Origin of the sequence: Janthinobacterium sp. GW458P (assembly GCF_002127585.1) — a bacterium.
GTDB lineage: Bacteria > Pseudomonadota > Gammaproteobacteria > Burkholderiales > Burkholderiaceae_D > Janthinobacterium.
The window spans coordinates 109,749-134,686 of the sequence record NZ_NEGZ01000002.1 but is presented as its reverse complement, the minus strand read 5'-3'; the positions used below and the strand labels follow the sequence as shown (position 1 = coordinate 134,686).

General features: G+C 66.2%; 22 protein-coding genes. 4 read left to right on the top strand and 18 right to left on the bottom strand.

The features are described from left to right. Nucleotides 1-180: 180 nt before the first annotated feature. The 12 genes from CBW50_RS02720 to CBW50_RS02665 all read right to left on the bottom strand — a co-directional run bounded on the left by CBW50_RS02720 (nucleotide 181) and on the right by CBW50_RS02665 (nucleotide 15,148). Nucleotides 181-537, bottom strand: a complete 357-nt coding sequence (locus CBW50_RS02720; protein WP_086144222.1) for a KGG domain-containing protein — start codon at nucleotides 535-537, stop codon at nucleotides 181-183. A 199-nt stretch (nucleotides 538-736) separates the two neighbouring features. Then, entirely contained in the window at nucleotides 737-1,408 is a 672-nt protein-coding gene (gene pdeM / locus CBW50_RS02715; RefSeq protein WP_086144088.1) for a ligase-associated DNA damage response endonuclease PdeM, read from the bottom strand. Then, entirely contained in the window at nucleotides 1,405-2,958 is a 1,554-nt protein-coding gene (locus CBW50_RS02710; protein ID WP_086144087.1) for a DEAD/DEAH box helicase, read from the bottom strand. Before CBW50_RS02710 ends, pdeM begins: the two co-directional genes overlap by 4 nt. Nucleotides 2,959-2,968: 10 nt before the next feature. Then, entirely contained in the window at nucleotides 2,969-4,600 is a 1,632-nt protein-coding gene (locus tag CBW50_RS02705) for an ATP-dependent DNA ligase (protein WP_086144086.1), read from the bottom strand. Beyond that, complete coding sequence (locus CBW50_RS02700) at nucleotides 4,593-5,633, bottom strand: ligase-associated DNA damage response exonuclease (RefSeq protein WP_086144085.1); 1,041 nt, start codon at nucleotides 5,631-5,633, stop codon at nucleotides 4,593-4,595. The genes CBW50_RS02705 and CBW50_RS02700 overlap by 8 nt, the downstream gene beginning before the upstream one ends. 86 nt (nucleotides 5,634-5,719) lie before the next feature. After that, a complete protein-coding gene (locus CBW50_RS02695) occupies nucleotides 5,720-7,405 on the bottom strand; it encodes an ATP-dependent DNA helicase RecQ (RefSeq protein ID WP_086144084.1) in 1,686 nt (561 codons plus the stop codon). 106 nt (nucleotides 7,406-7,511) lie between these two features. Further along, the gene (locus CBW50_RS02690; RefSeq protein ID WP_086144083.1) at nucleotides 7,512-7,910 is read right to left on the bottom strand and encodes an MAPEG family protein; all 399 of its coding nucleotides are present in this window, start codon (nucleotides 7,908-7,910) and stop codon (nucleotides 7,512-7,514) included. A 46-nt stretch (nucleotides 7,911-7,956) separates the two neighbouring features. Continuing rightward, nucleotides 7,957-11,340 carry a PAS domain S-box protein gene (locus CBW50_RS02685; protein ID WP_086144082.1) on the bottom strand — a complete coding sequence of 1,128 codons (3,384 nt, stop codon included), beginning with the start codon at nucleotides 11,338-11,340 and terminating at the stop codon, nucleotides 7,957-7,959. Continuing rightward, complete coding sequence (locus tag CBW50_RS02680; RefSeq protein ID WP_086144081.1) at nucleotides 11,337-12,464, bottom strand: hybrid sensor histidine kinase/response regulator; 1,128 nt, start codon at nucleotides 12,462-12,464, stop codon at nucleotides 11,337-11,339. The genes CBW50_RS02685 and CBW50_RS02680 overlap by 4 nt, the downstream gene beginning before the upstream one ends. Nucleotides 12,465-12,592: 128 nt before the next feature. Continuing rightward, the gene (locus CBW50_RS02675; RefSeq protein ID WP_086144080.1) at nucleotides 12,593-13,189 is read right to left on the bottom strand and encodes a chemotaxis protein CheB; all 597 of its coding nucleotides are present in this window, start codon (nucleotides 13,187-13,189) and stop codon (nucleotides 12,593-12,595) included. Between the two features lies 1 nt (nucleotide 13,190). Beyond that, entirely contained in the window at nucleotides 13,191-14,024 is an 834-nt protein-coding gene (locus CBW50_RS02670) for a protein-glutamate O-methyltransferase CheR (RefSeq protein WP_172404655.1), read from the bottom strand. 131 nt (nucleotides 14,025-14,155) lie between these two features. Then, nucleotides 14,156-15,148 (bottom strand): aldo/keto reductase, encoded by a 993-nt coding sequence (locus CBW50_RS02665; RefSeq protein ID WP_216356304.1) that lies wholly within the window; start codon nucleotides 15,146-15,148, stop codon nucleotides 14,156-14,158. Nucleotides 15,149-15,233: 85 nt separating this feature from the next. On the opposite strand from CBW50_RS02665, the gene CBW50_RS02660 reads away from it, so the two are divergent. Next, nucleotides 15,234-16,136, top strand: a complete 903-nt coding sequence (locus CBW50_RS02660; RefSeq protein WP_226935357.1) for a LysR family transcriptional regulator — start codon at nucleotides 15,234-15,236, stop codon at nucleotides 16,134-16,136. A gap of 67 nt (nucleotides 16,137-16,203) precedes the next feature. Continuing rightward, on the top strand, nucleotides 16,204-16,713 hold the full coding sequence (locus tag CBW50_RS02655; protein WP_086144218.1) for a GAF domain-containing protein: 510 nt from the start codon (nucleotides 16,204-16,206) through the stop codon (nucleotides 16,711-16,713). A gap of 3 nt (nucleotides 16,714-16,716) precedes the next feature. Here the strand turns inward: CBW50_RS02655 and CBW50_RS02650 are convergent, their stop codons facing one another. Both CBW50_RS02650 and CBW50_RS02645 read right to left on the bottom strand, forming a co-directional pair. Further along, entirely contained in the window at nucleotides 16,717-17,304 is a 588-nt protein-coding gene (locus CBW50_RS02650) for an O-methyltransferase (RefSeq protein WP_086144079.1), read from the bottom strand. A gap of 38 nt (nucleotides 17,305-17,342) precedes the next feature. Next, nucleotides 17,343-18,233: a DMT family transporter gene (locus CBW50_RS02645; protein WP_086144078.1), complete on the bottom strand. Its 891-nt coding sequence runs from the start codon at nucleotides 18,231-18,233 to the stop codon at nucleotides 17,343-17,345. 108 nt (nucleotides 18,234-18,341) lie between these two features. On the opposite strand from CBW50_RS02645, the gene CBW50_RS02640 reads away from it, so the two are divergent. Beyond that, nucleotides 18,342-19,121, top strand: a complete 780-nt coding sequence (locus CBW50_RS02640) for a helix-turn-helix transcriptional regulator (protein WP_086144077.1) — start codon at nucleotides 18,342-18,344, stop codon at nucleotides 19,119-19,121. A 79-nt stretch (nucleotides 19,122-19,200) separates the two neighbouring features. Further along, nucleotides 19,201-21,663, top strand: coding sequence for a tetratricopeptide repeat protein (locus CBW50_RS02635; protein ID WP_086144076.1), 2,463 nt, complete (start codon nucleotides 19,201-19,203; stop codon nucleotides 21,661-21,663). Nucleotides 21,664-22,149: 486 nt separating this feature from the next. Here CBW50_RS02635 and CBW50_RS02630 read toward each other — a convergent pair whose 3' ends face one another. The 4 genes from CBW50_RS02630 to CBW50_RS02615 all read right to left on the bottom strand — a co-directional run bounded on the left by CBW50_RS02630 (nucleotide 22,150) and on the right by CBW50_RS02615 (nucleotide 24,818). Then, nucleotides 22,150-22,794, bottom strand: coding sequence for a heme-binding beta-barrel domain-containing protein (locus tag CBW50_RS02630; RefSeq protein WP_086144075.1), 645 nt, complete (start codon nucleotides 22,792-22,794; stop codon nucleotides 22,150-22,152). 76 nt (nucleotides 22,795-22,870) lie between these two features. Further along, nucleotides 22,871-23,395: a hypothetical protein gene (locus CBW50_RS02625; protein WP_086144074.1), complete on the bottom strand. Its 525-nt coding sequence runs from the start codon at nucleotides 23,393-23,395 to the stop codon at nucleotides 22,871-22,873. A 2-nt stretch (nucleotides 23,396-23,397) separates the two neighbouring features. Further along, on the bottom strand, nucleotides 23,398-24,201 hold the full coding sequence (map, locus tag CBW50_RS02620; protein ID WP_086144073.1) for a type I methionyl aminopeptidase: 804 nt from the start codon (nucleotides 24,199-24,201) through the stop codon (nucleotides 23,398-23,400). Between the two features lie 17 nt (nucleotides 24,202-24,218). Next, the gene (locus tag CBW50_RS02615; RefSeq protein ID WP_086144072.1) at nucleotides 24,219-24,818 is read right to left on the bottom strand and encodes a TetR/AcrR family transcriptional regulator; all 600 of its coding nucleotides are present in this window, start codon (nucleotides 24,816-24,818) and stop codon (nucleotides 24,219-24,221) included. Nucleotides 24,819-24,938 lie beyond the last annotated feature (120 nt).

Here is a 24,938-nt window from a genome sequence, read left to right as displayed (position 1 = left end):
GAAAGTTGGCTGCGGGCTTGACTACGCGCTAGCCTGCCATCACAGCCATTTCATCATAGTCCATGTCTGCTGCATTGCATCACTTTTTGGCGCCGCAGGAAAAACCCTGCACAGGGCCGGCGGAAAGCCCCGCTTCCCGCCGGCCCTGCCCACTGATGGGCTTCACCCTACGGCGCGCTGCTACTTGTTGCGCGAGCCGGAGCCGGAACCCGCACTTGAACCGGAACCGCCGCTTTGCCGGTTGTCGCTGCTGGCATTGTCGCGCGAACCGCCGGAGCTGGCGGCGCTTTGCCGGTTCGCATCGTTTTTATGGCTTTGGCTGCCTGCGCGGCGCGCTTCCTCGGACGTGAATTCATGCGCCGTGCCTTTTTCATGCGCGGCGCGCCCCCCTTCGCTGGCGATTTCGCGCTGCTGGGCCGGATCCATGGAAGCGAAACCGCGTTTGCTCGTATCGCTCTGCTTGCTTCCGCCGCTGCTGCCGCTACTGCTGCTACTGGTTTTACTACCCTGCTGTTTATTGTCGCTCGATGTGGCCATGATGATCTCCTTGATCGATAGAATCAGAAAACAGTGCAAACCATGCAATTCTTCCCCTCGCATGGCAAGGGAATCCTCATCTTAGTGCGGGCATGGGCGGCAAGAAATAGGAGGATGGCAAGCGCTGATGTAGGATGAGTCCCGCCACTGGTGGCGCGGTTACAATAAAAAATATACCAAAAGTATATAACCCGGACGGTCACGGTGGCAGGCGGAAGATCGCCGCGTCGGCCGTCACGTAGACGCGCTCGCCAATGCCCGGCCGCACGGCGTGGCCGCCCGTGAAGGCGCCGAACGAGGGCAGGATGGCGCGCGACGGCCCCAGCAGGAAACAGGGCAGGCGCAGGCCGCCCCCGCCGCCCGCGCGCAAGCGATACACGGGATGGACGTGGCCGGCCAGCACATAGCCGGGCGCCGGCGTCTCCGGATGATGGCAGAACGACAAATTTCCCACCGTATGCGGCTCGTCCGCCATGGCGATGCGCAGCGCGCCGGCCGGGTCGCCCGCGTGCGCATCGTGGTTGCCGCGCACCAGGGTCAGGCGCAAGCGGGGATGGCGCGCGCGCCAGGCCAGCATGGCCGCCACGGTGGCGGCCGCGTGCGCGGCCCGCGCATGCAGGAAGTCGCCCAGGAAGACGATTTCCTCGCAGGCGTAACGGGCCAGCAAGGCGTCGAGCGCCAGCAGGTTTTGCGTCGTCGTGCCGCGCGGCACGGGCACGCCCAGCGCGCGGAAGGCGGCCGCCTTGCCGAAATGGATGTCGGCCACGACCAGCATCCGGCGCGCCGGCCAATAGAGCGCTCTGTGCGCCAGCAGCCAGACGCTTTCGCCGGCCAGCTCCACCGCGCAATGCGCTTGCTCCTGGCCCTTCATGCGGCCGCCTTTTCCAGCGCGCTGACCAGCCGCGCTACCCGGTCCGACAGCCTTTCCGTCGTCAGCTGTTCGCGGAAGCGCTCGACCATCAGGCCGAAGGCAAACGGCGAGGCGCGCTCCAGCGGCTGCAGGGAAATATTGCGTTCATGCAGCTCGCGCAAGGTGGCGCGCAGCCGCGTCAGTTCCAGTTCCTGCTCCAGCACTTCGCGCTGCGCCTGCGTGAGCAGCAAATTGGCCGCGTCATGCTTGCGGAACACCTCGAAAAACAGCGAGGACGAGGCCTGCAGCTGGCGCGCGCTTTTCGGCTGGCCCGGATAGCCCTGGAACACAAGGCCGGCGATGCGGGCGATTTCGCGGAAGCGCCGCTGCGACAGTTCCGTTGCATTCAGGCTGGCCAGCACGTCTTCCAGCAAGTGTTGCGTGCTGAATAAGTCCAACCCCGCGCCCGTGGCCCCGTCGAACAGGGGGACATAATCGAGCTCGCTTCCCCCCAGCAATTCAAAACCGTAGTCGTTGACGGCAATCGACAAGGTGGTCGGTTGCGCGCGGGCAATGCGGTAGGCCAGCAGCGAGGCCAGGCCCAGGTGCACGGCGCGGCCCGCGAACGGATACACGAACAAGTGCCGGCCTTCGCGGCTGCACAGGGTTTCCACCAGCAGGTTGGTGCGCGTGGGCAGGGCCGACCAGCGCGCCTGGATGGCCAGCAGGGGCGCCAGCGCGCGCATTTCCGGCCCCTTGGCACGGCCCTCCCGCGCCAGCTGCAGCTGGTCGAGCACGGCGTGCGCCAGTTCCGACGACAGCGGCATCTTGCCGCCCTGCCAGCGCGGCACGGCGCCGCGGCTGCCCGTGGCGCGCCGCACATAGGCCGTCATCTCGTGCACGCGCACGAATTCCAGGATGCGCCCGCCAAACAGAAAATGGTCGCCCTGTTTCAGGCGCGCGAAGACGTCCTGCGCCTGGCGCAGATTGCCCAAGGTGGCCGACAGGCCCCACGTCATCAGGTTTTCCTGCCAGCGGCGCAGCCGGGCCAGCGCCAGCTGCACCTGCACGCCGCGCTTGCTGCCCATCAATTCATGCCACTCGTCGACGATCACCGTTTCCAGCAAGGCGAAGCGTGCGTGCGCATCCGCCTGGCTCAGCATCAGGGACAGGCTTTCCGGCGTCGTGACGAGCACCTCGGGCCAGGCCTTGGCCTGCCGCGCCCGCTGCGCGGCGCTGGTATCTCCCGTGCGCGCCTCGATGCGCCAGCCGGGCGCCAGCGTTTCGCCGGACGCCTGCAGCGCGCGCACCGTGTCGGCCGCCAGCGCCCGCATGGGCGTGATCCACAGCACGCGCAAGCCCTGCTTGCGGCGCTTGCCCGCCAGGCGCTCGGCGCGCAGCAGGGCGCCGAACCAGACGGCGTAGGTCTTGCCGGAGCCCGTGCTGGCATGCAGCAGGCCGGATCGTCCCTGCGCGCTGGCCCGCCAGACGGCGCGCTGGAAAGGGAACACGGCCCAGCCGCGCCCCGTGAACCAGGCAGCGACGCGCTGCGCCAGCAAGCTCTTGCTCATGGACCGTCCTTCATCCGGCACCGGCCAGCATGGCTTGCAGGGTGGCCAGAGTGTCGGCGTCGGCGACGGCCTTGTCTTCGCGGCGGCGCAGGATGCGGGGAAAGCGCACGGCGATGCCCGCCTTGTGGCGGCCGGAGGCGGCGATGCCCTCGAAGCCGATCTCGAACACCATGGTGGGCCTGACGCTGCGCACGGGGCCGAATTTTTCTATGGTGGTCTGGCGGATGGCGGCATCGACCTGGGCGATTTCCGCATCCGTCAAGCCTGAATACGCCTTGGCGAACGGCACCAGCCTGCGTTCGCCATCGTCCGCTTCATCCCACACGGCGAACGTGTAGTCCGTGTACAGCGAGGCGCGCCGGCCGTGGCCCTCCTGGGCGTAGATCAGCACGGCGTCGACGGCGTAGGGGTCGATCTTCCATTTCCACCAGGTGCCCACGTCTTTCGTGCGCCCCACGCCATACGCGGCCGACGCGGCTTTCAGCATCAAGCCTTCCACGCCGCGCGCGCGCGATTCCGCGCGGATGGCGGCCAGCGCTTCCCAGCTCTCGGCGGCGATGCACGGCGACAGGCGCAGCGCGGGCGCATCCACTGCGGCGACGACGGTTTCCAGCAGCGCGCGGCGCTCGTGCTGCGGCAGGTGGCGGATATCCACGCCGTCCAGTTCCAGCACGTCATAAGCCACCAGCACGGCGGGCAACGCTGCCAGCAGCTTCGGCGAGACCGTCTTGCGGCCCATCCGTTGTTGCAAATCTGCAAACGGCGCCGGCACGGCGCCCGGCTGCCAGACGAGGATTTCGCCATCGAGCACGGTACCTTCCGGCAAGGCCAGCTGCGCCAGTTCGGGAAACCTGTCCGTGATCAATTCCTCGCCGCGCGACCACAGCCAGTTCACGCCCTCGCGGCGCAGCAGCTGGGCGCGCATGCCGTCGTATTTCCACTCGGCCAGCCAGCCGGCAGGCTCGCCCAAGGATTCCGGCGCTGCCTGCAAGGGGTGCGCCAGGAAGAAGGGGTAAGGCTGGCCGCCGCGCAACGCCTGCTCGCCATCGGACTGCGCGGCGATCAGTTTCAAAAATCCCGCGCCCGTGGGGCTGACCTTGCCATCGGTCCAGCCCATCAGCCGCTGCGCGATCAGCTTGCTGTCGACGGCGGCGATCGATGCCAGCGCCCGCGTCACCAGCAGTTTTGAGACGCCCACGCGAAAGCCGCCGCCGATCAGCTTGATCAACAGGAAGCGTTCGCGCGTTTCCAGCTCGTCCCAGTACCCCAGCAGGGCGGCGCGGATGGCGTCCGGCGGCGCGCCGCGCAACGGTGCGATGCGCTGCTCGACCCACTCGGCCAGGCCGATGTCGCTGTGGCGGGTGGGCGCGGGCAGGATCAGGGCGATGGTTTCAGCCAGGTCGCCGACGGCGTGATAGGCCTCGTCGAACAGCCAGGCGTCGAGGCCGGCCCGTTCGGTCGCATAGTCGCGCAGCAGCCTGGTGGGCACGGCCTGGCGCGGCTTGCCGCCGGCCAGGAAATACACGGCCCAGGCCGCATCGTGCGGCTTGGCGCGCTGGAAATACGCTTGCAGGGCCGCCAGCTTGCGGCTGGTGGCGGTGGTCTCGTCGAGTTCCGCGTACAGCCGGGCAAATTCACGCATGCGCAACGTCCTCCGCCGCCGTGGGAGCACCAGGCGCACCGTCATCGGCCTCGTCATCGCCATATTCCGTCTCGAAGCCGCCCGCCTGCCAGCCGTTCTGCCGCAGCCAGCGCACCATCACGGGGATGGCGCCGTGCGTGACGATGATGCGTCCGGCCTGCGTGGCCGTGATGGCCTGCATCAGGCCGGGCCAGTCGGCGTGGTCGGACAACACGAAACCCCGGTCCACGCCGCGCCGCCGGCGCGCGCCGCGCAGCAGCATCCAGCCGCTGGCGAACGCATCGCTGTAGTCGCCGAAACGCTTCATCCACGGCGAACCGGCTGCCGATGGGGGCGCGATCACCATGGCCGTCTTCAGGGCCGCCTTGTCCGTCACCTCGCCCACCATGACAGTGGCCGGCAAGGCCACGCCCGACTCGCGGTAGACCTGCGTCAATGCCTGCGCCGCGCCATGGCAGATAATGGGGCCGATGGTAGCGTCCAGGCCCGCCAGGATGCGCTGCGCCTTGCCGAAGGCATAGCAGAACAGCACGCTGGTGCGCCCCTCGGCTGCATTGCCGCGCCACCACTGGTTGATGTCGTCGTATATTTCCTGCGGCGCCTGCCAGCGGTAGATGGGCAGGCCGAAGGTCGATTCCGTGATGAAGGTATCGCAGCGCACGGGCTCGAACGGCGCGCAGGTGGGGTCCGGCTGCAGCTTGTAGTCGCCCGACGCCACCCATACCTTGCCGCCGTGCGCCATGCGCACCTGGGCCGAACCGAGCACGTGGCCGGCCGGGTGCAGCGACACCTGCACGCCGTGGTGTTCGATGGTCTCGCCATACGCGAGGCCCTGGATGGAAACGGCGCCCAGGCGCGCGCGCAGCACCTGCGCGCCGTCGGCCGCGCACAGGTAATGCCGGTGGCCGGCCCGCGCATGGTCGGCATGCGCATGCGTGATGATGGCGCGCTCGACGGGACGCCACGGGTCGATATAAAACTGTCCCGGCACGCAATACAGGCCTTCCTTGCGCACCACTACCATGTCCGCCATGCCCAGCTCCTACGTTAACATGCGTTGGAATGGGCTGATTCTAGCGCTCTTGCGCCAGATCATCTGTCGGGCAGCGCACACTGGCTTCACGCGGGGGCGACAAATTCCGCCATGAAGGTGCGCGTGGTGTTTTCCGGAAACGCGATGGTGACCTGGTCGCCGGCCACCGACAGCACGGTGCCGATGTCGAAGCGGGGCACGCGCACCCGGCTGCCCACGGCGATCGACGGTGCCGATGGCGCGGCGGGCAGCGGCGGCACGGGGGCGTCGTCGAGCAGCATGGGCGTCGTCAGCGCCGGCGGCGACTGGCAATTGTCGCAGGTGCAGCAGCGCTCGAAATCCCCCGCATCGCCGAAATACTCGAGCAGCAGCTTCCAGCGGCAAAAACCGCTCTGCGCATACGCCACCATCTGCTCGAGCGCCTGCTTGTCGCGCTCCTGCTTGTCGACATAGACCTGCGCCAGCTGCGCGTACGTGGGCGAGCTGGCCGAGGGCGCTTTCAAGGTGTAGCCCAGCTGGCGGTCCTGGCGCAGCAGCTTGCCGTCTTTCAACAGTTTCAGGCACACCTTCAGGTGACCGTCGGAAAAATCGGGCAGGCTGGACGCCAGCGCAGCGAACGCGAACGTGGCCGGCAGTTCTTGCGCTGCCGCCACGATGGCGGCCAGCTCGTCAGCCGTTGGGTAGTGTTTCGCCAGGAAAAACTGCTGTACCCGCTTGTCTTCCTGGAAATACAGCAAGGTGCAGTCGGCGGGCAAGCCGTCGCGCCCGGCCCGGCCCGATTCCTGGTAGTACGCTTCCAGGTTGGCCGGCACCTGCAGGTGGATGACGAAGCGCGTGTCGGGCTTGTCGATGCCCATGCCGAAGGCGTTGGTGGCCACCATGATGCGGCGTTCGCCGCCCATGAACAGGTCCTGGTTGTGCTTGCGCTCGCGCGCCGCCAGCTTGCCGTGGTAGCAGGTGACGCTTGCGCCCAGCTCCGCCAGCCGCGTCGCCAGCTCTTCGACGGTTTTCACCGTGGCCGCGTAGACGATGCCCGCGCCTCGCGTCTCGCGCAGCAGGCGCAGGACTGCATCGTGTTTTTCGCCGGCATTGGTGACCTGGACCACGCCATAGCGCAGGTTGGCGCGGTAAATGCCCGTATTGACGACGCGCAACTGCGGCGCGGCAAGCTGGGCGCGGATGTCGGCCACCACGTCTTCCGTGGCCGTGGCCGTCAAGGCCAGCACGGGCGGGCGGCCCAGGGCGCGCAGGGCGGCGGCGATGTCCAGGTAGGCGGGACGGAAATCGTGACCCCACTGGGAGATGCAATGGGCTTCGTCGATGACCACCAGCGCCGGCGGTGCGGCGGCCAGCAGGGCCAGGAATCCGGCCGTCGCCAGGCGTTCCGGCGTGCAAAAAATGATGCGCTTGCCACCCTGGGCGATGCGGGCGATGGCATCGTCTTCCTCGGCGCGCGACAGGCTGCTGTTGAGCTGCACGGCCGTGATGCCCAGTGCATGCAATTTTTCCAGCTGGTCGTGCATCAGCGAGATCAGCGGTGACACGACGAGCGTGGCGCCCGGCAACAGCGCGGCCGGCAGCTGGTAGCACAGCGACTTGCCGCTGCCCGTGGGCATGATGGCCAGGGTATCGCGCCCGGCCAGCACGCTGTCGATGACTTCCTGCTGGCCCGCGCGCAGGCGCGCGATGCCGAATACCGAGCGCAGCAGGCGCTGGATCTTGCGCTGGGGCACGCGGCCCAGGTCTTGCACTGCAGAAATAGTAGTCGCCATCGCGGTCTGGTTCCTCGCATGCCGGCGCCAGTCGCCAGCTCGCCGCTACTTTACGGCCGGGCCTGTCGACAGGCCATAGGACGGCCGCTACAGCCCGCGTAGGAATTCAGGAAGCGAACAGGATGGCCCAGTAAAGCATCAGCAGGCCGGCAACCGACACGCACCACACCAGCGTGCGCACGACGGGGATGCCGAACGCGTACAGGGGCAGGTAGAGCACGCGCGCGGCCAGGTACAGGGCCGCGCCGTACAGGGTCAGCGCGCTTTCCTGCGCCGTCACGTGGACGATCAGCACGGCGGTGGCGAACAGGGGCAGGGTTTCGAACAGGTTGGCCTGGGCCCGCTGCAAGCGGCCCGTGACCTTGCCCACGGGCGGCCCCGCGCTGTCGCGCGTCCCCATATTGTATTGAGGACCCGTTTCCAGCGTGCGCAACAGCGCAGGCAGGAGGATTTGCAGCAGGGCCAGCACGAGGGTACACGCGAGCATCGTCAGTTCAGGGGTCATGCTTGCCTCTGCAGGGTAAGACGGGCGGGCCGATGGCGCGCGCCCGTCAGGATTGGTCGAGTGCCGCTTGCAGCTCCATCAAATCATACGGTTTGCGCAGGACGCTGGCGGAAAAGCCCAGCTCATCCATCGATTCCTTGCCGTATCCGGTGGAAAAGATGATGCGCATGTCAGGTTTTTCGCGCAGCACCATGCGCGCCAGCGCGATGCCGGACATGCCGGGCAGGCTGACATCGGTAAACAGGATATCGAAGTCTTGTTCGCTTAGCAATTGCCACGCGGACTCGCCATCGGACACGCCGCTCACCGTATGCCCGAGCATGCCCACCAGCTCGCACACCATCAGCTGCGAATCGAGGTTGTCTTCCACCACGAGTATTTTCATCGATGTCGGCATGTCTCCCTGCGGCGCCGGCGCATGGCCCGTCAAATCCAGCCCCGGCGTGCCGGCGCCCAGTGCGCTGGCCGCCAGGCCGCCGGACACCGGTGCGCCGGACCGTTCAAACTGGCGCGCGCGCATTTGCTGCTGGCGGTTGGCCAGCACATGGCGCAGCTTGCGCGCCAGCTCTTCGCGCCGGTACGGCTTGCTGAGCAATTCTACTCCTGCGTCGAGCCGCCCTTCGTGCACGATGACGTCTTGCGCATAGCCGGACGTAAACAGCACGGCGATATCGGGCTGCAGCTCGCGCGCCTGGCGCGCCATGTCCGTGCTGCTGACGGGACCGGGCATGATCACGTCCGTAAACAACAGATCGATCTGCGCGCCGCTGTGCAGCACGGCCAGCGCGCTTTCGCCATCCTCGGCCTTGAGCACCGTATAGCCGAGCGCGCCCAGCATGTCGACCACCGTGGTGCGCACGCCCACGTCGTCTTCCACCACCAGCACGGTTTCCGTGCCGCCCGTGACGACGCCGCTCAATTCCACTTCCTCGTCCGCCTCGGCCATCAGGGAGCGGGGCAGATAGATTTTGACTCCCGTTCCCACGCCAGGTTCACTGTAGATGCGGATATGGCCGCGGCTCTGCGTGACGAAGCCGTAGGCCATCGACAGGCCCAGGCCCGTGCCCGCCCCTTCCGGCTTGGTGGTGAAGAACGGCTCGAACGCGCGCTGCAGCACGGGCCCGCTCATGCCGCGCCCCGTGTCCGTCACCGACAGCATCACGTACTGTCCGGCCGGCACGTCGACCAGGTTGTGCACATAATGCTCGTCGAGCACGACATTGCCCAGCTCGATGGTCAGCTTGCCCGCGCCATCCATGGCGTCGCGCGCATTGATGGCCAGGTTGAGGATGACGTTTTCGATCTGGCTGCGGTCGACCAGGGTGTTCCACAGGCCGCCGCCGCCCACCAGCACGATGTCGATGGCCTCGCCCAAGGCGCGCCGCAGCAGCGCATCCATATTGCGCACCACGCGGGCCAGGTCCGCCACCACGGGTTTGAGCGGTTGACGCCGCGCAAACGCCAGCAGGTGCGAGGACAGCTTGGCGCCCCGCTCGACGGCGGCAATGGCCGTGTCGAGCCGCTGGCGCATGAGGCCATCCGTGCCCGCCAGGTGCTGCAGCAGATGCAAATTGCCGGAAATAATCTGCAGCACATTGTTGAAGTCATGCGCGATGCCGCCTGTCAGCTGGCCCACGGCTTCCATTTTTTGCGCCTGGCGCAAGGCGTCTTCGGCCTTGGTGCGCTCGCTCACTTCCTGTTCGACCCGGTGCTCGAGCGTTTCGTTCAATTCATGCAGCGCTTTTTCCACGCGGCGCCGGTCCGTGATATCCGTCTTGACGGCGATCAAGGAACGCGTGTGTCCCTGTTCATCGACGAGGCGGCTGACATTGCTCGACACCCACACTTGCGAACCATCGGGTTTCAGGTAGCGCTTTTCCAGCGAAAACGACTCGCCCGTCTCCACCAGGCGGCGGAACAGCACATTGTTGCCCGGCACGTCGTCGGGATGCAGGATATCGTTCATGTTCAGGCTCAGCAGCTCTTCGGCCGACCGCCCCAGCATGCAGCACAGCGCGCCGTTGACGCGCTGGAAACGGCCATCGAGGCCCAGTTCGGACAAGCCGACGGATGCCTGGCCGAAAATGGCCGCCATGCGCTCCTGGCTGGCCATCAGTTCCTCCTCGATCTGGCGCCGTTCCGTGACGTCGAAGGACACGCCCACATAGCGGCGCTGGCCCGGCAAGCGGCCGGCAATGACCTCGCCCTGGCGCGCGATCCAGCGCACCGCGCCATCGGCGGGGCGGCGGATGCGGTATTCCACGTATTCGAGCGGATTGGGCGCCAGCTCAAGCTTGCTGGGCCCGACCTTTTGCTGGTCGCGCGCATCGACCAGGCTCACCAGCAGTTGCTGCGTGACTTCCTCATCATCGGCGATGCCCCACTGGCGGCGGAACGTGGGCGACACGAGCATCGCGCCCGTCTCGGGGAACCATTCGAAGGTGCCGATGCCGCCCGCCTGCTGCGCCAGGCGCAGGCGCTCCTCGCCTTCCATGCGCTCGGTGACGTCGATGCCTTCGACGAGGATGCCCGTCACCGCGCCGTCCGCATCCTTGATGGGCTGGTACACGAAATCGACATGGCGCTCGCCCGTCTGCCCGTCCGCCGTCTGCAAGTCCACCCTGACCTGGCGTCCCTCGTAGGCAACGCCGGAACGGTAGACCTGGTCGAGCAGGTCGATGAAGCCCTGCGCCTTGACTTCCGGCAAGGCCACTTCCACGGGCTGGCCCAGCAGGTCGTCGCGTCCCACGAGGCGCAGATAGTGTTCATTGGCCAGCTCGAACACATGCTGCGGCCCGCGCAGCAGAGCCATGAAGCTGGGCGCCTGCTGGAACAGGGCGCGCAGCAGGGCGCGGTCCTCGTCCAGGCGGCGGTTCGCGGCCCGTACCGCCTCGCTCTCGGCCTGCAAGGTGGCGTTCAGCTTGCCCAGCTCGGCCGTGGCCAGCTTCAGCTGGCGCCCTTCTTCCATGCGCGCCGTCAATTCCACGGCCGTGCACAGCACGCCGTCGACCTGGCCATCGGCGCCATGCACGGGGGTGTAGAACAGGTCGAAGCAGACGTCCGTCGGCTGCCCGTCGCGCAACAGCGGCAGGCAGCGCTCGCGGTGCACCTGCGTCTCGCCGCGCAAGCCCGCCTCCAGGATGCGCGCGTTCCAGTCCCAGATCTCGGGCCAGACGGCCGGCACCGTGCCGCCCAGCGCGGCCGGATGACGCGGGCCGGCGATATTGATGTACTCGTCGTTATAGACCATCACGTGCTGCGGCCCCCACATCAGCACCATCGCCATCGGCGAATGGAGCACGATGTCGACGCTGGTGCGCAAATGGGCGGGCCAGGCGTCGAGCGCGCCGAGGCTGCTCGCCGACCAGTCGAACTGGCGCACCAGCTCGCCCATGCTGCCGCCGCCGCGCGGCCAGGTAGGCTTGCTCATGGCGCCGCCACGTCGGGCTGCACGCACACATGGCAATGGCGCGGAATGCGCACCGTCGCCACCGTGCCCTGCGTCGCCGACGAGCTGAGCTCGACCGTGCCGCCATGGGCCTTGACGAACATGTTCACGGTGTACAGGCCCAGGCCCAGTCCCTGCCCCGTCCTGCGTTTCTCGCGCGCCTGCTGGAACGGCTCAAACAGGGTCGGCAGCAGGGCGGCAGGGATCACGCCGCGATTGATCACGCGCAACTCGATGCAGTCGGCAGCCCGCCCGTCGAGCGCCAGCTGCACGGGTGCGCCCGCCTCGCCATGCGTGATGGCGTTGCTTAAGAGATTAGAAATGACTTGCGACAGCAAGCCCGCATCGCACTGCCCATGCAGCTCGCCGACGCTGCTCAGTTCGATGGATGCGGCCTGTCCCGCCGTTTCGAATTCCTCGACGATGGCGCGCGCCAGCGCCAGGTAGTCGTGCATGCTGCTGCGCAACTCCATCGTGCCCGAGCGGATGCGCGCCAGGTCCAGCAACTGGTCGACCATGCGCGCCATGCGCTTGGCGCTGCTTTCGATGCGCTGCGCCGTGACGACCACTTTCGGGTGGTCGCTCATCATCGGCAGCAGCATGGCGCCGTTCATCACCACCGACAGCGGCGTGCGCAAGTCGTGGCCCAGCACGGCCGTAAATAATTCGTTGAGGTGCAGGGCGTGCTTGAGCTCGTCGAGCTGGGCAGACAGTTCGCGTTTCTGCTGGTACAACTGCACCAGCACCGCCACCTTGCTCTGCAAGGCTTTCACGTCGATGGGCTTGTACAGGAAATCGACGGCGCCCGCCTCGTAGCCACGGAAACTGTAGCTCGGTTCGCGCGAGGCGGCCGTGAGGAAAATCAAGGGAATGCTGCGCGTGCGTTCGCTGCCGCGTATCAGCTCGGCCAGCTCGAAGCCGTCCATCTGCGGCATCTGCACGTCGATCAGGGCCAGCGCGACCTCGTGCGTCAACAGCAATTCCAGCGCTTCCGCGCCCGATGATGCTTTCAGGACAACAATACCGGGCCGCGCCAGCACAGCTTCGGCGGCGATCAGGTTTTGCGCGATGTCGTCAACGACGAGGATATGAATAGGTGCAGTCACGGATCAGTCTTCAGGCGTCGCCATGGCGGCATGCCGGCATGTTGCGATATTTAAAATTAGTATTATTTCTGTATTCACATCAGTGGTCATATATTACACGCACTCCCCGCAGCGATCCATTTGTCCGTTCATGCACCGAGCAACGCCAGGCTGGCGGCCATTTGCGGCAAATCGAGCACGCGGTCGGCGCCGGCACGCTTGAGCGCAGCGGCCGGCATGACGGCGCAACTGGCCCGTGCCGGGTCCTGCACCCAGGCGCCGCCGCCCAGCTGCCGCACGCGCGCCAGCCCCACCGCGCCGTCGGCCGAGGCGCCCGTCAGGATGATGGCCAGCATGGCGCGCCGGTAGGCATACGCCGCCGTTTCCAGCAGGACATCGATGGACGGGCGCGAAAAATTCACGGGTTCTTCCTGCGACAGCGAAAAACAGCCTTCGGGTTCGATTTGCAGGTGATAGTCGGGCGGCGCGAAATACACGACGCCGGCCTGCAGCGGCTCCTTGTCCTGCGCTTCGCGCAGGGGCAGCTGGCAGCGCTGCGCATACAGCTGCGGCAACTGGCTGGAGCGGCCCGGCGCCAGGTGCAGCACCACCACGACGGCCGCGCGGCAGCGGGCCGGCAAGGCGCGCAGCACGATGCCCAGCGCTTCCACGCCGCCGGCCGAAGCGCCGATGGCGATCAGGCGCAGGCCCGGCGGCGGCGGCGCCACGTCGCAGGTGGGCAGCATGTCAGGCCCGCTGGAAGATGCGCTCGGCCGGGCTCAGCTCGTTGAAGCTGTCCGCATGGCGGCTGAAATGCAGGCTTTCCTTCATGCCCAGGCCCAGGAAGCCCCGGTTCACCAGCGCTTCGTGGAACAGGCCCAGGCTGCGGTCCTGCAAATCTTTATTGAAATAAATCATCACGTTACGGCAGGAAACCATGTGCACCTCCGAAAACACGCTGTCCGTCGCCAGGCTGTGGTCGGCGAAGACGAACTGGCGCCGCAGACGCCGGTCGAAGATGGCGCCCTTGTAGGCCGCCGTGTAATAGTCGGACAGCGAGCGCTTGCCGCCCGCCAGCTGATAATTCTCGCTGAACTGGGCAATGCGCTCGACGGCGTATATGCCCGCTTCGGCGGCCGCCAGCGCCTCGACATTGATGTCCGTCGCATAAATCATGCTGCGTTCGAGCAAGCCTTCCTCGTCCAGCAGGATGGCCAGCGACCACACCTCTTCGCCGCTGCTGCAGCCGGCCACCCAGATCTTGATCGATGGATAAGTGTGCAGGATGGGCACGACTTTTTCGCGCAGGGCGCGGAAATACGCGGGATCGCGGAACATCTCGCTCACCTGCACGGTGAAAAACTGCAGCATCTGCGCGAACACGGCAGGTTCGTGCAGTATGCGGTCCTGCAACTGCGACAGGCTGGCGCAGCCGAAGCGCTCCATGGCCTGGCGCATGCGGCGGCGCAGCGACGCCACGGAATAATCGCGGAAATCGTGCTGATATCTCAACAAGATTCCCTCAAGCAATAATTTCAGTTCTATATCGAAAATATCGTCATCTAACAACATCCACCTCATCGGATACCTGACTGTTGAACACGGTGCAACGCGCACCGAGCAGTCACTGCCAAATGCTAGCAGATCGTCGTGGATTGTCCCGCAGGAAAAGCTTCAGTTAGGTACGCTGGCGTACACTCGCGCGCCTTTTTTCACGCATCCACGCCCTTCATGCCTTCGTCCGTGTAGCGCGCGCCCGCCGCCATGCCCAAAGGAAAGGCGGCGCTGATCGCCGCCAGTTCCGCGGCATCGAGCCGCACGTCCAGCGCGCCGAGATTGTCGTGCAGGTAGGCGATGCGCTTGGTGCCGGGGATGGGAATGATGTCGTCGCCCTGCGCCAGCAGCCAGGCCAGCGCCAGCTGGGCCGGCGTGCAGCCTTTGGCGCGCGCGAGGTCCTGGACCAGCGCCACGATGGCCTGGTTGCGCGCCAGGTTTCCGGCCGCGAAACGGGGATTGAAATGGCGGAAGTCGCCCGCGTCGAGACTGTCCGCGCCGACGATCGTTCCCGTCAGGAAACCGCGTCCCAGCGGGCTGTAGGCAAAGAAACTGGCGCCCACGTCGCGGCAGGCGGCCAGCACGCCCTGCTCCGGCTCGCGCGTCCACAGCGAGTATTCGCTCTGCACGGCCGCCACGGGGCAGAGCGCCGCCGCGCGCCGCAAAGTGGCGGCGCTCACTTCGCACAGGCCCACGGCGCGAATTTTTCCTTCTTGCATCAGCTGCGCCAGCGCCCCCATCGATTCTTCCAGCGGCGTGTCCAGGTTCAGGCGGTGCAGGTAGAACAGGTCGATGGTCTCCACGCCCAGGCGCGCCAGCGACGCCTCGCAGGCATGGCGGATGGTGGCGGGAGCATTGTCGACGCGGCGCGCATAGCTGCCCGCCTCGCGCGCCAGGCCGCACTTGGTGGCGACCAGCGCCTGCCCGCGATGCTTGCTCAGAAAACGGCCCAGCAATTGCTCGTTGTGGCCGAAACCGTAGGCGTCGGCCGTGTCGAACAGGGTCACGCCCGCCGCCAGGGCCGCTTCCAGCGTGGCCAAGGATTGCGCCTCGTCCGTGGCGCCATAGAATTCCGACATGCCCATGCAGCCCAGGCCCAGTGCCGAACTGGTCAAGCCGCTATGGCCGATGCGTCGTTGTTGCAGTTGCATGTTGATCTCCCTCAAGTGTCAATGCGGCCAGTCTAGACCGCGCCGGCTGGCGGGGGAATGCGCGATTTCGTGATACCTTTCTGGTATGAGAGCCCTTGACACCCATGCCCTGACCCTGTTTTGCACCGTCGCCCGCTGCCTGAACTTCCGCCAGGCGGCCGAGCAATTGCATATGACCCAGCCGCCCCTGTCGCGCGCCATCAAGACGCTGGAAGACAAGCTGGGCGCCCGATTGTTCGAGCGCGACACGCAGGGCGTGGCCCTGACGCAGGCGGGCCGCACCCTGCTGCCGCAGGCGCTGCACATCCTCGACTTGCTGGATGCGGCGCAAACCTCGCTGCAGCGCGATGCGGCCCCGGCGCGCCTGCGCCTGGGCCTGACCAGTTCCGTGGAAGCGGGCCTGTTCCGTCCGCTGCTGGCGGTGCTGGAAGGGCAGCTGGAGGCGCAACTGGGCAATGTCCGGCTGGAGCTGACGGCGGCGCCGTCGCCGCGCCTGGTGGCCTCCGTGCGCAAGGGCCAGCTCGACGCCGCCCTGCTCGCCCTGCCCAGCGCCACGTTCGAGCTGGCCGTGCAGCCGCTGGCGCGCCAGCCCATGATGCTGGCCCTGCCCGCCGGGCACCGCCTGGCGAAGAAGCGCAAGCTGGGCCTGTCTGATATCGCGCAGGAATCGATCTACTGGTTCGAACGGGCGCGCCAGCCCGCCTTTTTCGACCATTGCCAGGCCATTTTCCGCCGCCACGGCTTCGCCCCCGCCTTCCTGCGCGAAGCGCCCGACCACCACGTGCTGCTCGGCGACGTCGCGGCCGGCAAGGGCATGGCGCTGCTGGCCGACTCGTTCCGCGCGCTGCGCCTCGCTGGCGTGGCCTACCGGCCATTGGCAGAGGGCGAGGAACTGGCGGCCGGCATCGGCCTGGCCTGGCGGGAAGAACACGGGCATGCTGCCCTGCCCCTGCTGCGCCGGCTGGCGCAAGAACATCTGCAAAAGTGAGGGCCGCGCGCGGACGCGCCAGACGCGCTACCATGGCGCCTTCCCCATTTTGCGCCCCGCCACGACCATGACGTTTACCCTCAGCGACACCGCCTACGCCACCGATACCCCCGAAGCCAAGCAAGCCATGTATGCGGATCTGCGTTCGCAGCTGCAAGGCTTGCTGTCGGGCGAAACCGACTTCATCGCCAATACGGCCAACTTCAGTTCGCTGGTCTTCCACGCCATGCCGGGCCTGAACTGGGCCGGTTTCTACTTTCTGAAAGGCGAGGAACTGGTGCTGGGGCCGTTCCAGGGCAAGCCGGCCTGCATCCGCATCAAGAAAGGACGCGGCGTGTGCGGCACCACGGTGGTCGAAGGCAAGTCCATCGTCGTGCAGGACGTGCATGCGTTTCCCGGCCACATCGCCTGCGACGTCAATTCGCGTTCGGAACTGGTGGTGCCCGTGTTTGCGCAAGGTCACATCATCGGCGTGTTCGACCTCGACAGCCCATTGACCGGCCGCTTCGACGAGGTCGACGCCCGAGGCGTCGAATCGCTGGTGCGCGTGCTGGAAGCGGCCATCGTCGCCGAGTAAGCGTTAGTTGCCCGCCTTGACGGCGATGAATTCGCCCTTGCCGACCGTGGCCAGGCACGTCGTGTAGCGGCTGTCGGCGCGGATGGCGTCAAGAAACTGCGCCATGTCCGCGTAGTGCGAGCTGGCGTTGTCGACCACCAGCACGCCGCCGGCCGCCAGCACGCGGTCCAGCTGCGGCCACCATTGTTCGTATTGCTGGCGCGCGGAATCGAGGAAGATGAAATCGTAGGCGCCGTCCGCCGCATCGCGCAGCACGTCGCCGGCGTCGGCCAGCAGCTGACCGATCACGCCTTGCAATTGCGCGCGCACAAAGTTGGCGTGCGCCATGTCGAACTTGTCCTGCGCCTTTTCCACCGTCACCACGCTGCCGCCCAGCGCCTGCACTGCGCGCGCCAGCCACAGCGTCGAGTAACCGTTCGAGGTGCCGATTTCCAGCACCCGGCGCGCGCCGCGCGCGTGCACGAGCACGGCCAGCAATTCGCCCGTGTCGCGCGTGATGTTGAGCATGCGGCTGGCGCGCTCCGCGTGCGCCGCATCGTTGCTGCTGCCGAAGGCTTCGAGTTCGCTCAACAGGGTATCAATGTCCGGCATGATGGCTCCTTGCGAAAAACATCAGCATAGCAAAAATACTACGCCTGTGCGCGCCTCAATGGGCGTTTCAGGTACTGCACCATCACCACGCCCAGCAGGGTCACGCCGCCGCCGATCACATCATAGCTGTGCAAGGTTTCACCAAGGAACAGCATGGCGATGATCACCGTGAACACGGGCAGCAGATTCATCAATGTCGTGGCGCGGCTCGGCCCCAGCCTGGCCAGGCCGTGCATCCACAAGAACGGCGCGATGATGGAAGCGGGAATGCCGGCAAACAGTACCAGCGGCAAGCCGGCGCCGGTGACGGGCGGCGCCGACTGGCTCAGGTAATACACGAACAGCACGGGCACGGCGCACCAGACCTGGATCAGCAAGGAGTGCCAGTTATTCAGGGGAATCTTCCACCGCTTGAGCAGCACGCCGTAGCCCGCATACGACAGGCAGGCCAGCAGCATCAGGGCGTCGCCCACGGCCGCGCCATGAGCGAGCAGCGCGGCCGGGTCGCCATGGCTGAGCAGGTAGCCGAGTCCCAGCAAGGACACGATGCCGCCGAACACGCCGCCCACGGTGGGCGCCTCTTTCAGCACCAGCACGGACAGGCCCACGGCCAGCAGCGGCATCATCGACGCGAGGATGCCCATGTTGGTGGCCGTCGTCGTCTGCGCGGCGATATACGCGAGGCACTGGTACATGACCATGCCCAACATGCCCAGCACAAACAGTTTGCCCAGATACGGTTTCACCACGGAGCGCTGCTTCCACACGGGACGGGCAAACACGAGCGCCAGCAGCACGCCGGCCAGCAGCCAGCGATAGAACGAGATGGCGGCCGGGTCGATCACGCCCACGGCCATCTTGCTGACGATGGTGTTGATGGCCCAGATCAGCACGGCAATCACGGGAAACAGATAATGCTTGGCTTTCATGCAAGTAACTCCACGATTCAATGACTGCCATTTTCGCATGGTCCGATTCCATGGATATAATGAAAACCGGACAAACGATGCGAAGAACAGGACAAAACAGGAGATACCATGGCCAGCAACCAGCATTTCCCCGCCGTTTCCGACGCCCTGCCCTATCCCGTGTATTTCCGCCTCGACGATTACCACGCGCACCAGCAGTTCGATTACCAGAGCCATCCGTGGGGCCAGCTCACGTATTGCTCCACGGGCGTGATGGAAATCATGGTGGCGGGCCAGCGCTACCTGTCGCCGCCCCAGTACGCCGTGTGGATACCGCCCGAGACCTTGCATGACGGCTATATCCGCCAGGACGTCGTATTTCACTCCGCCTACATCGATACCGGCCTGTGCGCGCAGCTGCCGGCGCAGCCGTGCGCGCTGGTGCTCAGTCCCTTGCTCAAAGCCATACTCGGCGACTTCGCCGAAAGGGGCGTCACCACGCCCGCCACCGAAGCCGACCAGCGCCTGGCGCAGGTGCTGGTCGACCAGCTGCAGCTGGCGCCGTGCAGCCGCAACTATCTGCCCGGCAGCGACGAACCCGTCATCGCGGCGCTGCTGGCCGCCCTGCAGGCGGAGCCGGGAAGTAACCGCTCACTGGCCGAGTGGGCCGCGCAATTGCACGTCACCGAGCGCACGCTGGCGCGCCGCTGTCAGCGCGAGCTGGGCATGCCCTTCGGCGAATGGCGCCAGCGCCAGCGCTTCCTGGCGGCCCTGCCGATGCTGGAACAGGGAGATACCGTGCAGGCGATCGCGCTGGAACTGGGCTACAGCACGGCCTCGGCCTTCATCGCCATGTTTCGCCGCCAGAGCGGCGGCACGCCCGACCAGTTCCGCCGCGGCCTGCGCTGAAAAACGTGGACTAAACTGCATGCTTTCCAGGCATGGATGCTAAAATTCAAACATCTTTCCAGAGAGCAAAAGGACGCGCATGAACTCCAGCACCGAGACGGCCCATGAAACCCCAGGCAGCGAGGTTGCGCCGCAGGTGACAGAGACGGCCGCGACGGCGCCAGCGCCCCTCAAGCTCGGCAAAGAGGACATCCCCACCGTATTGGGCAAGCTGCGCACCCTGGTGCAGGACAAGACGCGTTTCGAGCCGCAGGACATCACGCCGCTGGGCGAGGAAGACGTGCTGCAGGATTTTTCGCTGCAGGCGAATTACGCGCTCGAGGCGCGCTTCGAGCAGCGCGTCATCAATGGCTATTTTGCGCCGGCGGGAAATGACTGCCGCTGTGGCTCCCACGAGGTGGGAGCGCTCGCTCACACGCAGGAGAAGGAAAGGCTGCGCCGCGCGGCAGGCAAGCTTGACGCCGCCCTGCGCCAGCCGGGCCAGGCCTACAACGGCATCGAGGCGGGCATCTACCTGCCGCACGCCGTCAAGTACTGGCACCTCGATACCTGCAGCGCCTGTTCCGGCAAAGGCCGCATCGGCTGCCATACCTGCCACGGCTTGACCACGGAAACGTGCTGGACCTGCCACGGCGGGCGCACCGTCAGCTGCGACGCCTACGGCTGCTACGGCAGCGGCAAGGTCTCCTGCTCGTATTGCAACGGCAACGGCACGGTGGCCGAACAAGTCACCGACTACGTGACGGTGCAAGTACCCACTACCACCTACAGCAACGGCAGCTCGCACACCAGCTACCACAGCGAAACGCGCACGCAGTACCGCACCGAGCACCGCAATTGCTACCATTGCAGCTTCGGCAAGGTCACGTGCAACACCTGCCACGGTTCCGGCAACATCAATTGCGCCACCTGCCGCGCCAGCGGCAAGGTCACCTGCCGCACCTGCAGCGGCGCGGGCGACCTGCGCTGCAACCCGTGCGACGGTTCCGGCAAGGTGGGCAAGGCGGCCTGGATCGACGTGCACGTGGCGCCCGGCTATAGCGTCAGCCTGCCCAAGCAGGCGCCAGACGACGCGCGCCGCATCCGCGACAAGGAGAGCGTGCACTCACTGGCAGCCATCGCCAGCAGCCTGGCCCTGGCGAAAGTGAGCATCTACAATGAAGACCAGCCGCAGGAAGTCGACGCCCTGTACGGGGGCAAGCTGCGCATCGTGCGCCTGGACGCCGCCTGCAACGGGGAAAAGCACCACCTGGTGGCGTACGGCACGGACTTGCGCTGGCTGACCCTGGACGACATCGTGGAAAAGCTGCTGCGCGGCGACCTCAAGGCGCTCAGCGACGCGCTGGCCGGCAGCGCCGACGACGGCCTGTTCTCGGCCCACGTCCAGGGCTTATTGACGCCGCTGCGCGACGTGGCCGCATCGGAATTGAATGCGGACGTGATCGAGTCTGTCCTCAGCGGCGACGCGGACCACGCCCACGTCGATGTCGTCTCCGCCGAGTATGCCAACAATGTGCGCACCTGCGTGCTCGGTGCCTTGCGCCAGGTCTACACGCGGCTGGCCAAGCAGTTCTGGTGGAAAAGCGCGCTGGCCGCCCTGGCCGCCGCCATCGCCGCCTGGTTCTTCGCAGGGCGCGGTGCGGCCGCCGTCGCCGGCCTGTTCGTCGCGGGCGCCGGCTACTGGCTGTTCAACCGCAAGGTCAAGAACGTGCTGAGCGAGGCGCTGGGCGGCCAGCAGCAGGCCGCACGGGCCATGGGCATCGCCGGCAAGGGCCGCCGCAACCAGCTGGCCCACGTGCTGATCCTGGCGCCCGCCAGCGTCGCCGTGCTGGCCGCCAGCTATGGCTTGCCCGCGCGCGTGCGTCCCGCTTCTGCGCCACCGCAAACGGCCATGGCCTCGGCGCCCGTCGCGCCCCATGCACCGGCCACCGTGCCGCCGGACGCAAGCAGCGCCAGGGCCGTCAAACTGTATGAAAATGGCGACAAGACGCAGGCGCTGGCCATGCTGGAAAGCCTGGTCGGCAAGGGCGACGCGGGCGCGTATGGCCTGTATGGCTGGATGCTGCTGATGGGCGAAGGCCAGAACGGCCCCGTCACGGCGCCGACGGCGCGCCAGCGCGAGGCGCGCCAGGTGGCCGCCAAGCCCCTGGTCGGCAAGGGCCTGGTGAAGAACGACAGCTACGCGCTGACGGCAAAGGGCGTGATGCTGGCCGAAGGCTGGCAGGAGCCGCGCAATATGGCGCGCGGCCTGGACCTGCTGAAGCAGGCGGCCAACAAGGGCAATGCGCAAGCCATGCATTTGCTGGGCCTGTACCACGTGCGCGGCTACCAGTTTCCCGTCAACCATAAGGAAGCGCGCAAATGGTTCACCCTGGCCGCTGACAAGGGCAGCGCGGGCGACATCTACAACCTGGGCCTGATGGACTGGGAAGGCGCCGGCTTGAAGCGCCCGGACCGCGACAGCGCCATGCAGCGCTGGAAGATCGCTGCCGCCATGGGAGAGGAGCGCGCGATTAAGGCCGTCGCGCAAGGCAAACCTTAAGGAGCACCTGAGAAAAAGCCCATGGCGTTGTTGCCTTGCCTGGCCGTACGTTCGTACTGCCTGTGGCAACGCGCCTAGCCCTGAGCATTTTTCAGGCGCTCCAGCAGAGCGGCGACAAAAGACCTGAGAAAAAGCCCATGGCGTTGTTGCCTTGCCTGGCCGTACGTTCGTACTGCCTGCGGCAACGCGCCTAGCCCGGAGCATTTTTCACGCGCTCCAGCAGAGCGGCGACAATAGACCTGAGAAAAAGCCCATGGCGTTGTTGCCTTGCCTGGCCGTACGTTCGTACTGCCTGCGGCAACGCGCCTAGCCCGGAGCATTTTTCAGGCGCTCCAGCAGAGCGGCGACAAAAGACCTGAGAAAAAGCCCATGGCGTTGTTGCCTTGCCTGGCCGTACGTTCGTACTGCCTGCGGCAACGCGCCTAGCCCTGAGCATTTTTCAGGCGCTCCAGCAGAGCGGCGGCAAAAGTCGCCGCTTTTTGATTTTTACACCGCCGCCAGCGCCTGCAAGGCCATCGGATTCGGCGTCGGCTCGCCGATTTTCGTCAGCAGGTTGCGGTCCGTGTGGTGGAACGGTTCATCCTTGCCGCGAATGAGCATGACCGTGTCTTCGTCATAGCCCCAGCTGCCGTCGGCGTGGATGTCGACCTTGATGCGGTATTCGACGGTGGTAAACGCGTGTTCAAGGAAGGGATTCGAGCAGATGCCGTAGGCCGTCGAATCACGTTTGGCCACCAGTTCGAAACTGGTGGCGTCCGCCGTCGTCGTGCCCGACGCCATGGCGATCTGGCCGCGCGGGATGGCCAGGGTCTGGATCACGGCGCCCGTGGCCGGCTCCCACAGCCAGTAACCGACTTGCTCATGGTAGGTTTTGACCTGGTCCGGCTTGGTGATGTGGATGTAGTAGCGCAAGCCGTAGAACAGTTGCGGGCCGTTGGTGACGGGGTCGATAGGCTGCAGCTCGATGCGCTCGACGAAGGCCTGCTTGCGCGGGCCGTCGGCTTTCGGCTTGACGTCCAGGCCGCGCGTGCCCGTCCAGATGCCGGCCATGCCGGTCAATGGGCCCAGGTTGTTCAGCGTGTGCACGTCAACGGACGGCTCGGTGTAGATATCTTCGGGAAAATCGCTCATGTGGAGTCTTCAAAATGGGGCAACAGTGCTTGCCTCCATTGTAAGACCTGCCACGCCGGCGGCAAAGCGCCCGCCGTCAGGGAAACTGCGTCATGTGGCGTTCGATGTACGCCAGCGCGGCCAGCGCCAGTGCGGGGCGCTGCGCCTCGAACGCGCATTCGTCGCGCGCCTGCAGCAGGTTGGCCGCCACCCCGGGCAGGTCCAATTCGCCGGCGATGAACGCGGCCACCGCGTCGATATTCGCGTACAGCGCGCTGTCGAAGCCTTCCCATTCCACATAGGCCAGCCACTCGGCCAGCAGCACCACGCCGGCGACGGGCGGCGCCAGGGCCGCGATGCGTTCAGAACGCAGCACGCGGTCGTCGCGGATGCCTTCCTGCTGCAGCACGGCCAGCGCTACCTGCTGCAGCGCGTCTTGCGGGTCGCGCCGGTACTTGTTCAGCAGGCGCTGCGTCAGCGTGTAGCGCTCGGCGTCAATGCCGCGCAGGGCGGCGGCCACGTCGTCATCATGCTGCGCCAGGTGGCGCGCCGCGCAGGCCGCATCCACGCCGGCTTTCGCGGCGACGATCTCGGTAAGCTGCTGCCGGCGCGCGTCATCCATGCTTACGCCAGCGGATCGGACAAGCCGGTCAGGGTGAAGATTTCAAAACCCGTTTCCGTCACGGCCAGCGAATGCTCGAACTGCGCCGACAGCGAACGGTCTTTCGTCACCGTCGTCCATTTGTCGGGCAAGACCTTGACCTGGTAGCTGCCCACGTTGAGCATCGGCTCGATGGTAAAAATCATGCCCGGTTCCAGCACGATGCCCGTGCCGGCGCGGCCATAGTGCAGCACTTGCGGCGTGTCGTGGAAGACCTGGCCCACGCCATGGCCGCAGAAATCGCGCACGGAGGAAAAGCCCTGCGCCTTAGCCACCGCCTCGATGGCGGCGCCCACGTCGCCCAGGGTCGCGCCCGGGCGCACGGTGTGGATGCCGGCCATCATGGCTTCATACGCCGTGTTGACGAGGCGGTTGGCCAGGATGGACACGGCGCCCACCTTGAAGGTGCGGCTGGTGTCGCCGAACCAGCCCTGGAACTTCGGCGTCACGTCGATGTTCAGGATATCGCCCACTTTCAGTATCTTCGTCTCGGACGGGATGCCGTGCGTGACCACGTGATTGACGGAGATGCAGCTGGCGTGCTTGTAGCCGTGGTAGTCGATGGTGCCGGGGATGGCGCCGGCGGCGCGCATGAATTCCTCGCACAGGGCGTCAAGCTTGGCCGTCGATACGCCCGGCTTCACGAAGGGCGTGATGTAGTCGAGCGTATCGGCGGCGATGCGGCCGGCCGCGCGCATGCCGATGAAACCTTCTTCGTCGTGCAGGGGGATTTTCTTGCCGTGTTCAAGCTGGGTGGAATAGCGCATGGAGATTCTTTTCTTTGTCAGTGTGTGATGGTTTGGGTCGCCCAGCCGCGCACGGCATCGTGCGCGGCGCGCAGCATGGCATCGACGCTGGCCGGTATCGGCCGCTCCTGCGCCAGGTAAGGCTTGACGACGGCCACGGGGGCGTCGATCAGCACGAATTTGAGCAGCATGTGATCCAGATCAAGCTCCTTGCTGGCGGGCATGGCTTCGGCGCAGCGCTCAAAGCAGGCGTCGAGCGCCGCCTGCTCCTCTTCGACGGCGGCCAGCAATTCCTCGCTGAGACCACCGCTGAAATCGGGATTGTCCTCGCATTGCAGCAGGAAGCGCGCGTACACGGGCTTGCGCCGGCACCAGTCCAGCAAGCCGTGCACGCCGGCCCAGGTGTCGCCGCCGAGCCAGCGGCTGGCCACTTCCTCGCGGAAGTCGCTCTTCACGCGCAGCCAGGCGCGCGCCAGGATGGCGTTGCGCGAATCGAAGCGGTGATACACGGAGCCGATGGGCGCACCGGCCTTGACGGCGATGGCGGCCATCGAGACGGCGCCCACGCCGCACTGGGCGGCGACGGCGATCGCGCTGTCGATGAAGTTGTTTTCGTTGAATTTGGCTAGTCTGACCATTCAAATAGAATACCGATTCTATTTGAATCCGTCAAGCGCCCCAGACGGCCAGGCAACGCGGCCAACACGACTTGCCTTGCTGCCTTACAATGATATGCACGAACCGCCACAAGGAGAATC

What these genes read in the sequence shown, in the direction of transcription:
- pdeM (WP_086144088.1), bottom strand. Translation starts at nt 1,408, where the DNA reads ATGAAGGGCCAGGAGCAAGCGCATTGCGCGGTGGAGCTGGCCGGCGAA.
- CBW50_RS02625 (WP_086144074.1), bottom strand. Translation starts at nt 23,395, where the DNA reads ATGGATGACGCGCGCCGGCAGCAGCTTACCGAGATCGTCGCCGCGAAA.
- CBW50_RS02720 (WP_086144222.1), bottom strand. Translation starts at nt 537, where the DNA reads ATGGCCACATCGAGCGACAATAAACAGCAGGGTAGTAAAACCAGTAGC.
- CBW50_RS02635 (WP_086144076.1), top strand. Translation starts at nt 19,201, where the DNA reads ATGAACTCCAGCACCGAGACGGCCCATGAAACCCCAGGCAGCGAGGTT.
- CBW50_RS02685 (WP_086144082.1), bottom strand. Translation starts at nt 11,340, where the DNA reads ATGAGCAAGCCTACCTGGCCGCGCGGCGGCGGCAGCATGGGCGAGCTG.
- CBW50_RS02695 (WP_086144084.1), bottom strand. Translation starts at nt 7,405, where the DNA reads ATGGCGACTACTATTTCTGCAGTGCAAGACCTGGGCCGCGTGCCCCAG.
- CBW50_RS02675 (WP_086144080.1), bottom strand. Translation starts at nt 13,189, where the DNA reads ATGCTGCCCACCTGCGACGTGGCGCCGCCGCCGCCGGGCCTGCGCCTG.
- CBW50_RS02630 (WP_086144075.1), bottom strand. Translation starts at nt 22,794, where the DNA reads ATGAGCGATTTTCCCGAAGATATCTACACCGAGCCGTCCGTTGACGTG.
- CBW50_RS02710 (WP_086144087.1), bottom strand. Translation starts at nt 2,958, where the DNA reads ATGAGCAAGAGCTTGCTGGCGCAGCGCGTCGCTGCCTGGTTCACGGGG.
- CBW50_RS02615 (WP_086144072.1), bottom strand. Translation starts at nt 24,818, where the DNA reads ATGGTCAGACTAGCCAAATTCAACGAAAACAACTTCATCGACAGCGCG.
- CBW50_RS02640 (WP_086144077.1), top strand. Translation starts at nt 18,342, where the DNA reads ATGGCCAGCAACCAGCATTTCCCCGCCGTTTCCGACGCCCTGCCCTAT.
- CBW50_RS02645 (WP_086144078.1), bottom strand. Translation starts at nt 18,233, where the DNA reads ATGAAAGCCAAGCATTATCTGTTTCCCGTGATTGCCGTGCTGATCTGG.
- map (WP_086144073.1), bottom strand. Translation starts at nt 24,201, where the DNA reads ATGCGCTATTCCACCCAGCTTGAACACGGCAAGAAAATCCCCCTGCAC.
- CBW50_RS02705 (WP_086144086.1), bottom strand. Translation starts at nt 4,600, where the DNA reads ATGCGTGAATTTGCCCGGCTGTACGCGGAACTCGACGAGACCACCGCC.
- CBW50_RS02700 (WP_086144085.1), bottom strand. Translation starts at nt 5,633, where the DNA reads ATGGCGGACATGGTAGTGGTGCGCAAGGAAGGCCTGTATTGCGTGCCG.
- CBW50_RS02660 (WP_226935357.1), top strand. Translation starts at nt 15,234, where the DNA reads ATGAGAGCCCTTGACACCCATGCCCTGACCCTGTTTTGCACCGTCGCC.
- CBW50_RS02655 (WP_086144218.1), top strand. Translation starts at nt 16,204, where the DNA reads ATGACGTTTACCCTCAGCGACACCGCCTACGCCACCGATACCCCCGAA.
- CBW50_RS02665 (WP_216356304.1), bottom strand. Translation starts at nt 15,148, where the DNA reads ATGCAACTGCAACAACGACGCATCGGCCATAGCGGCTTGACCAGTTCG.
- CBW50_RS02670 (WP_172404655.1), bottom strand. Translation starts at nt 14,024, where the DNA reads ATGAGGTGGATGTTGTTAGATGACGATATTTTCGATATAGAACTGAAA.
- CBW50_RS02650 (WP_086144079.1), bottom strand. Translation starts at nt 17,304, where the DNA reads ATGCCGGACATTGATACCCTGTTGAGCGAACTCGAAGCCTTCGGCAGC.
- CBW50_RS02690 (WP_086144083.1), bottom strand. Translation starts at nt 7,910, where the DNA reads ATGACCCCTGAACTGACGATGCTCGCGTGTACCCTCGTGCTGGCCCTG.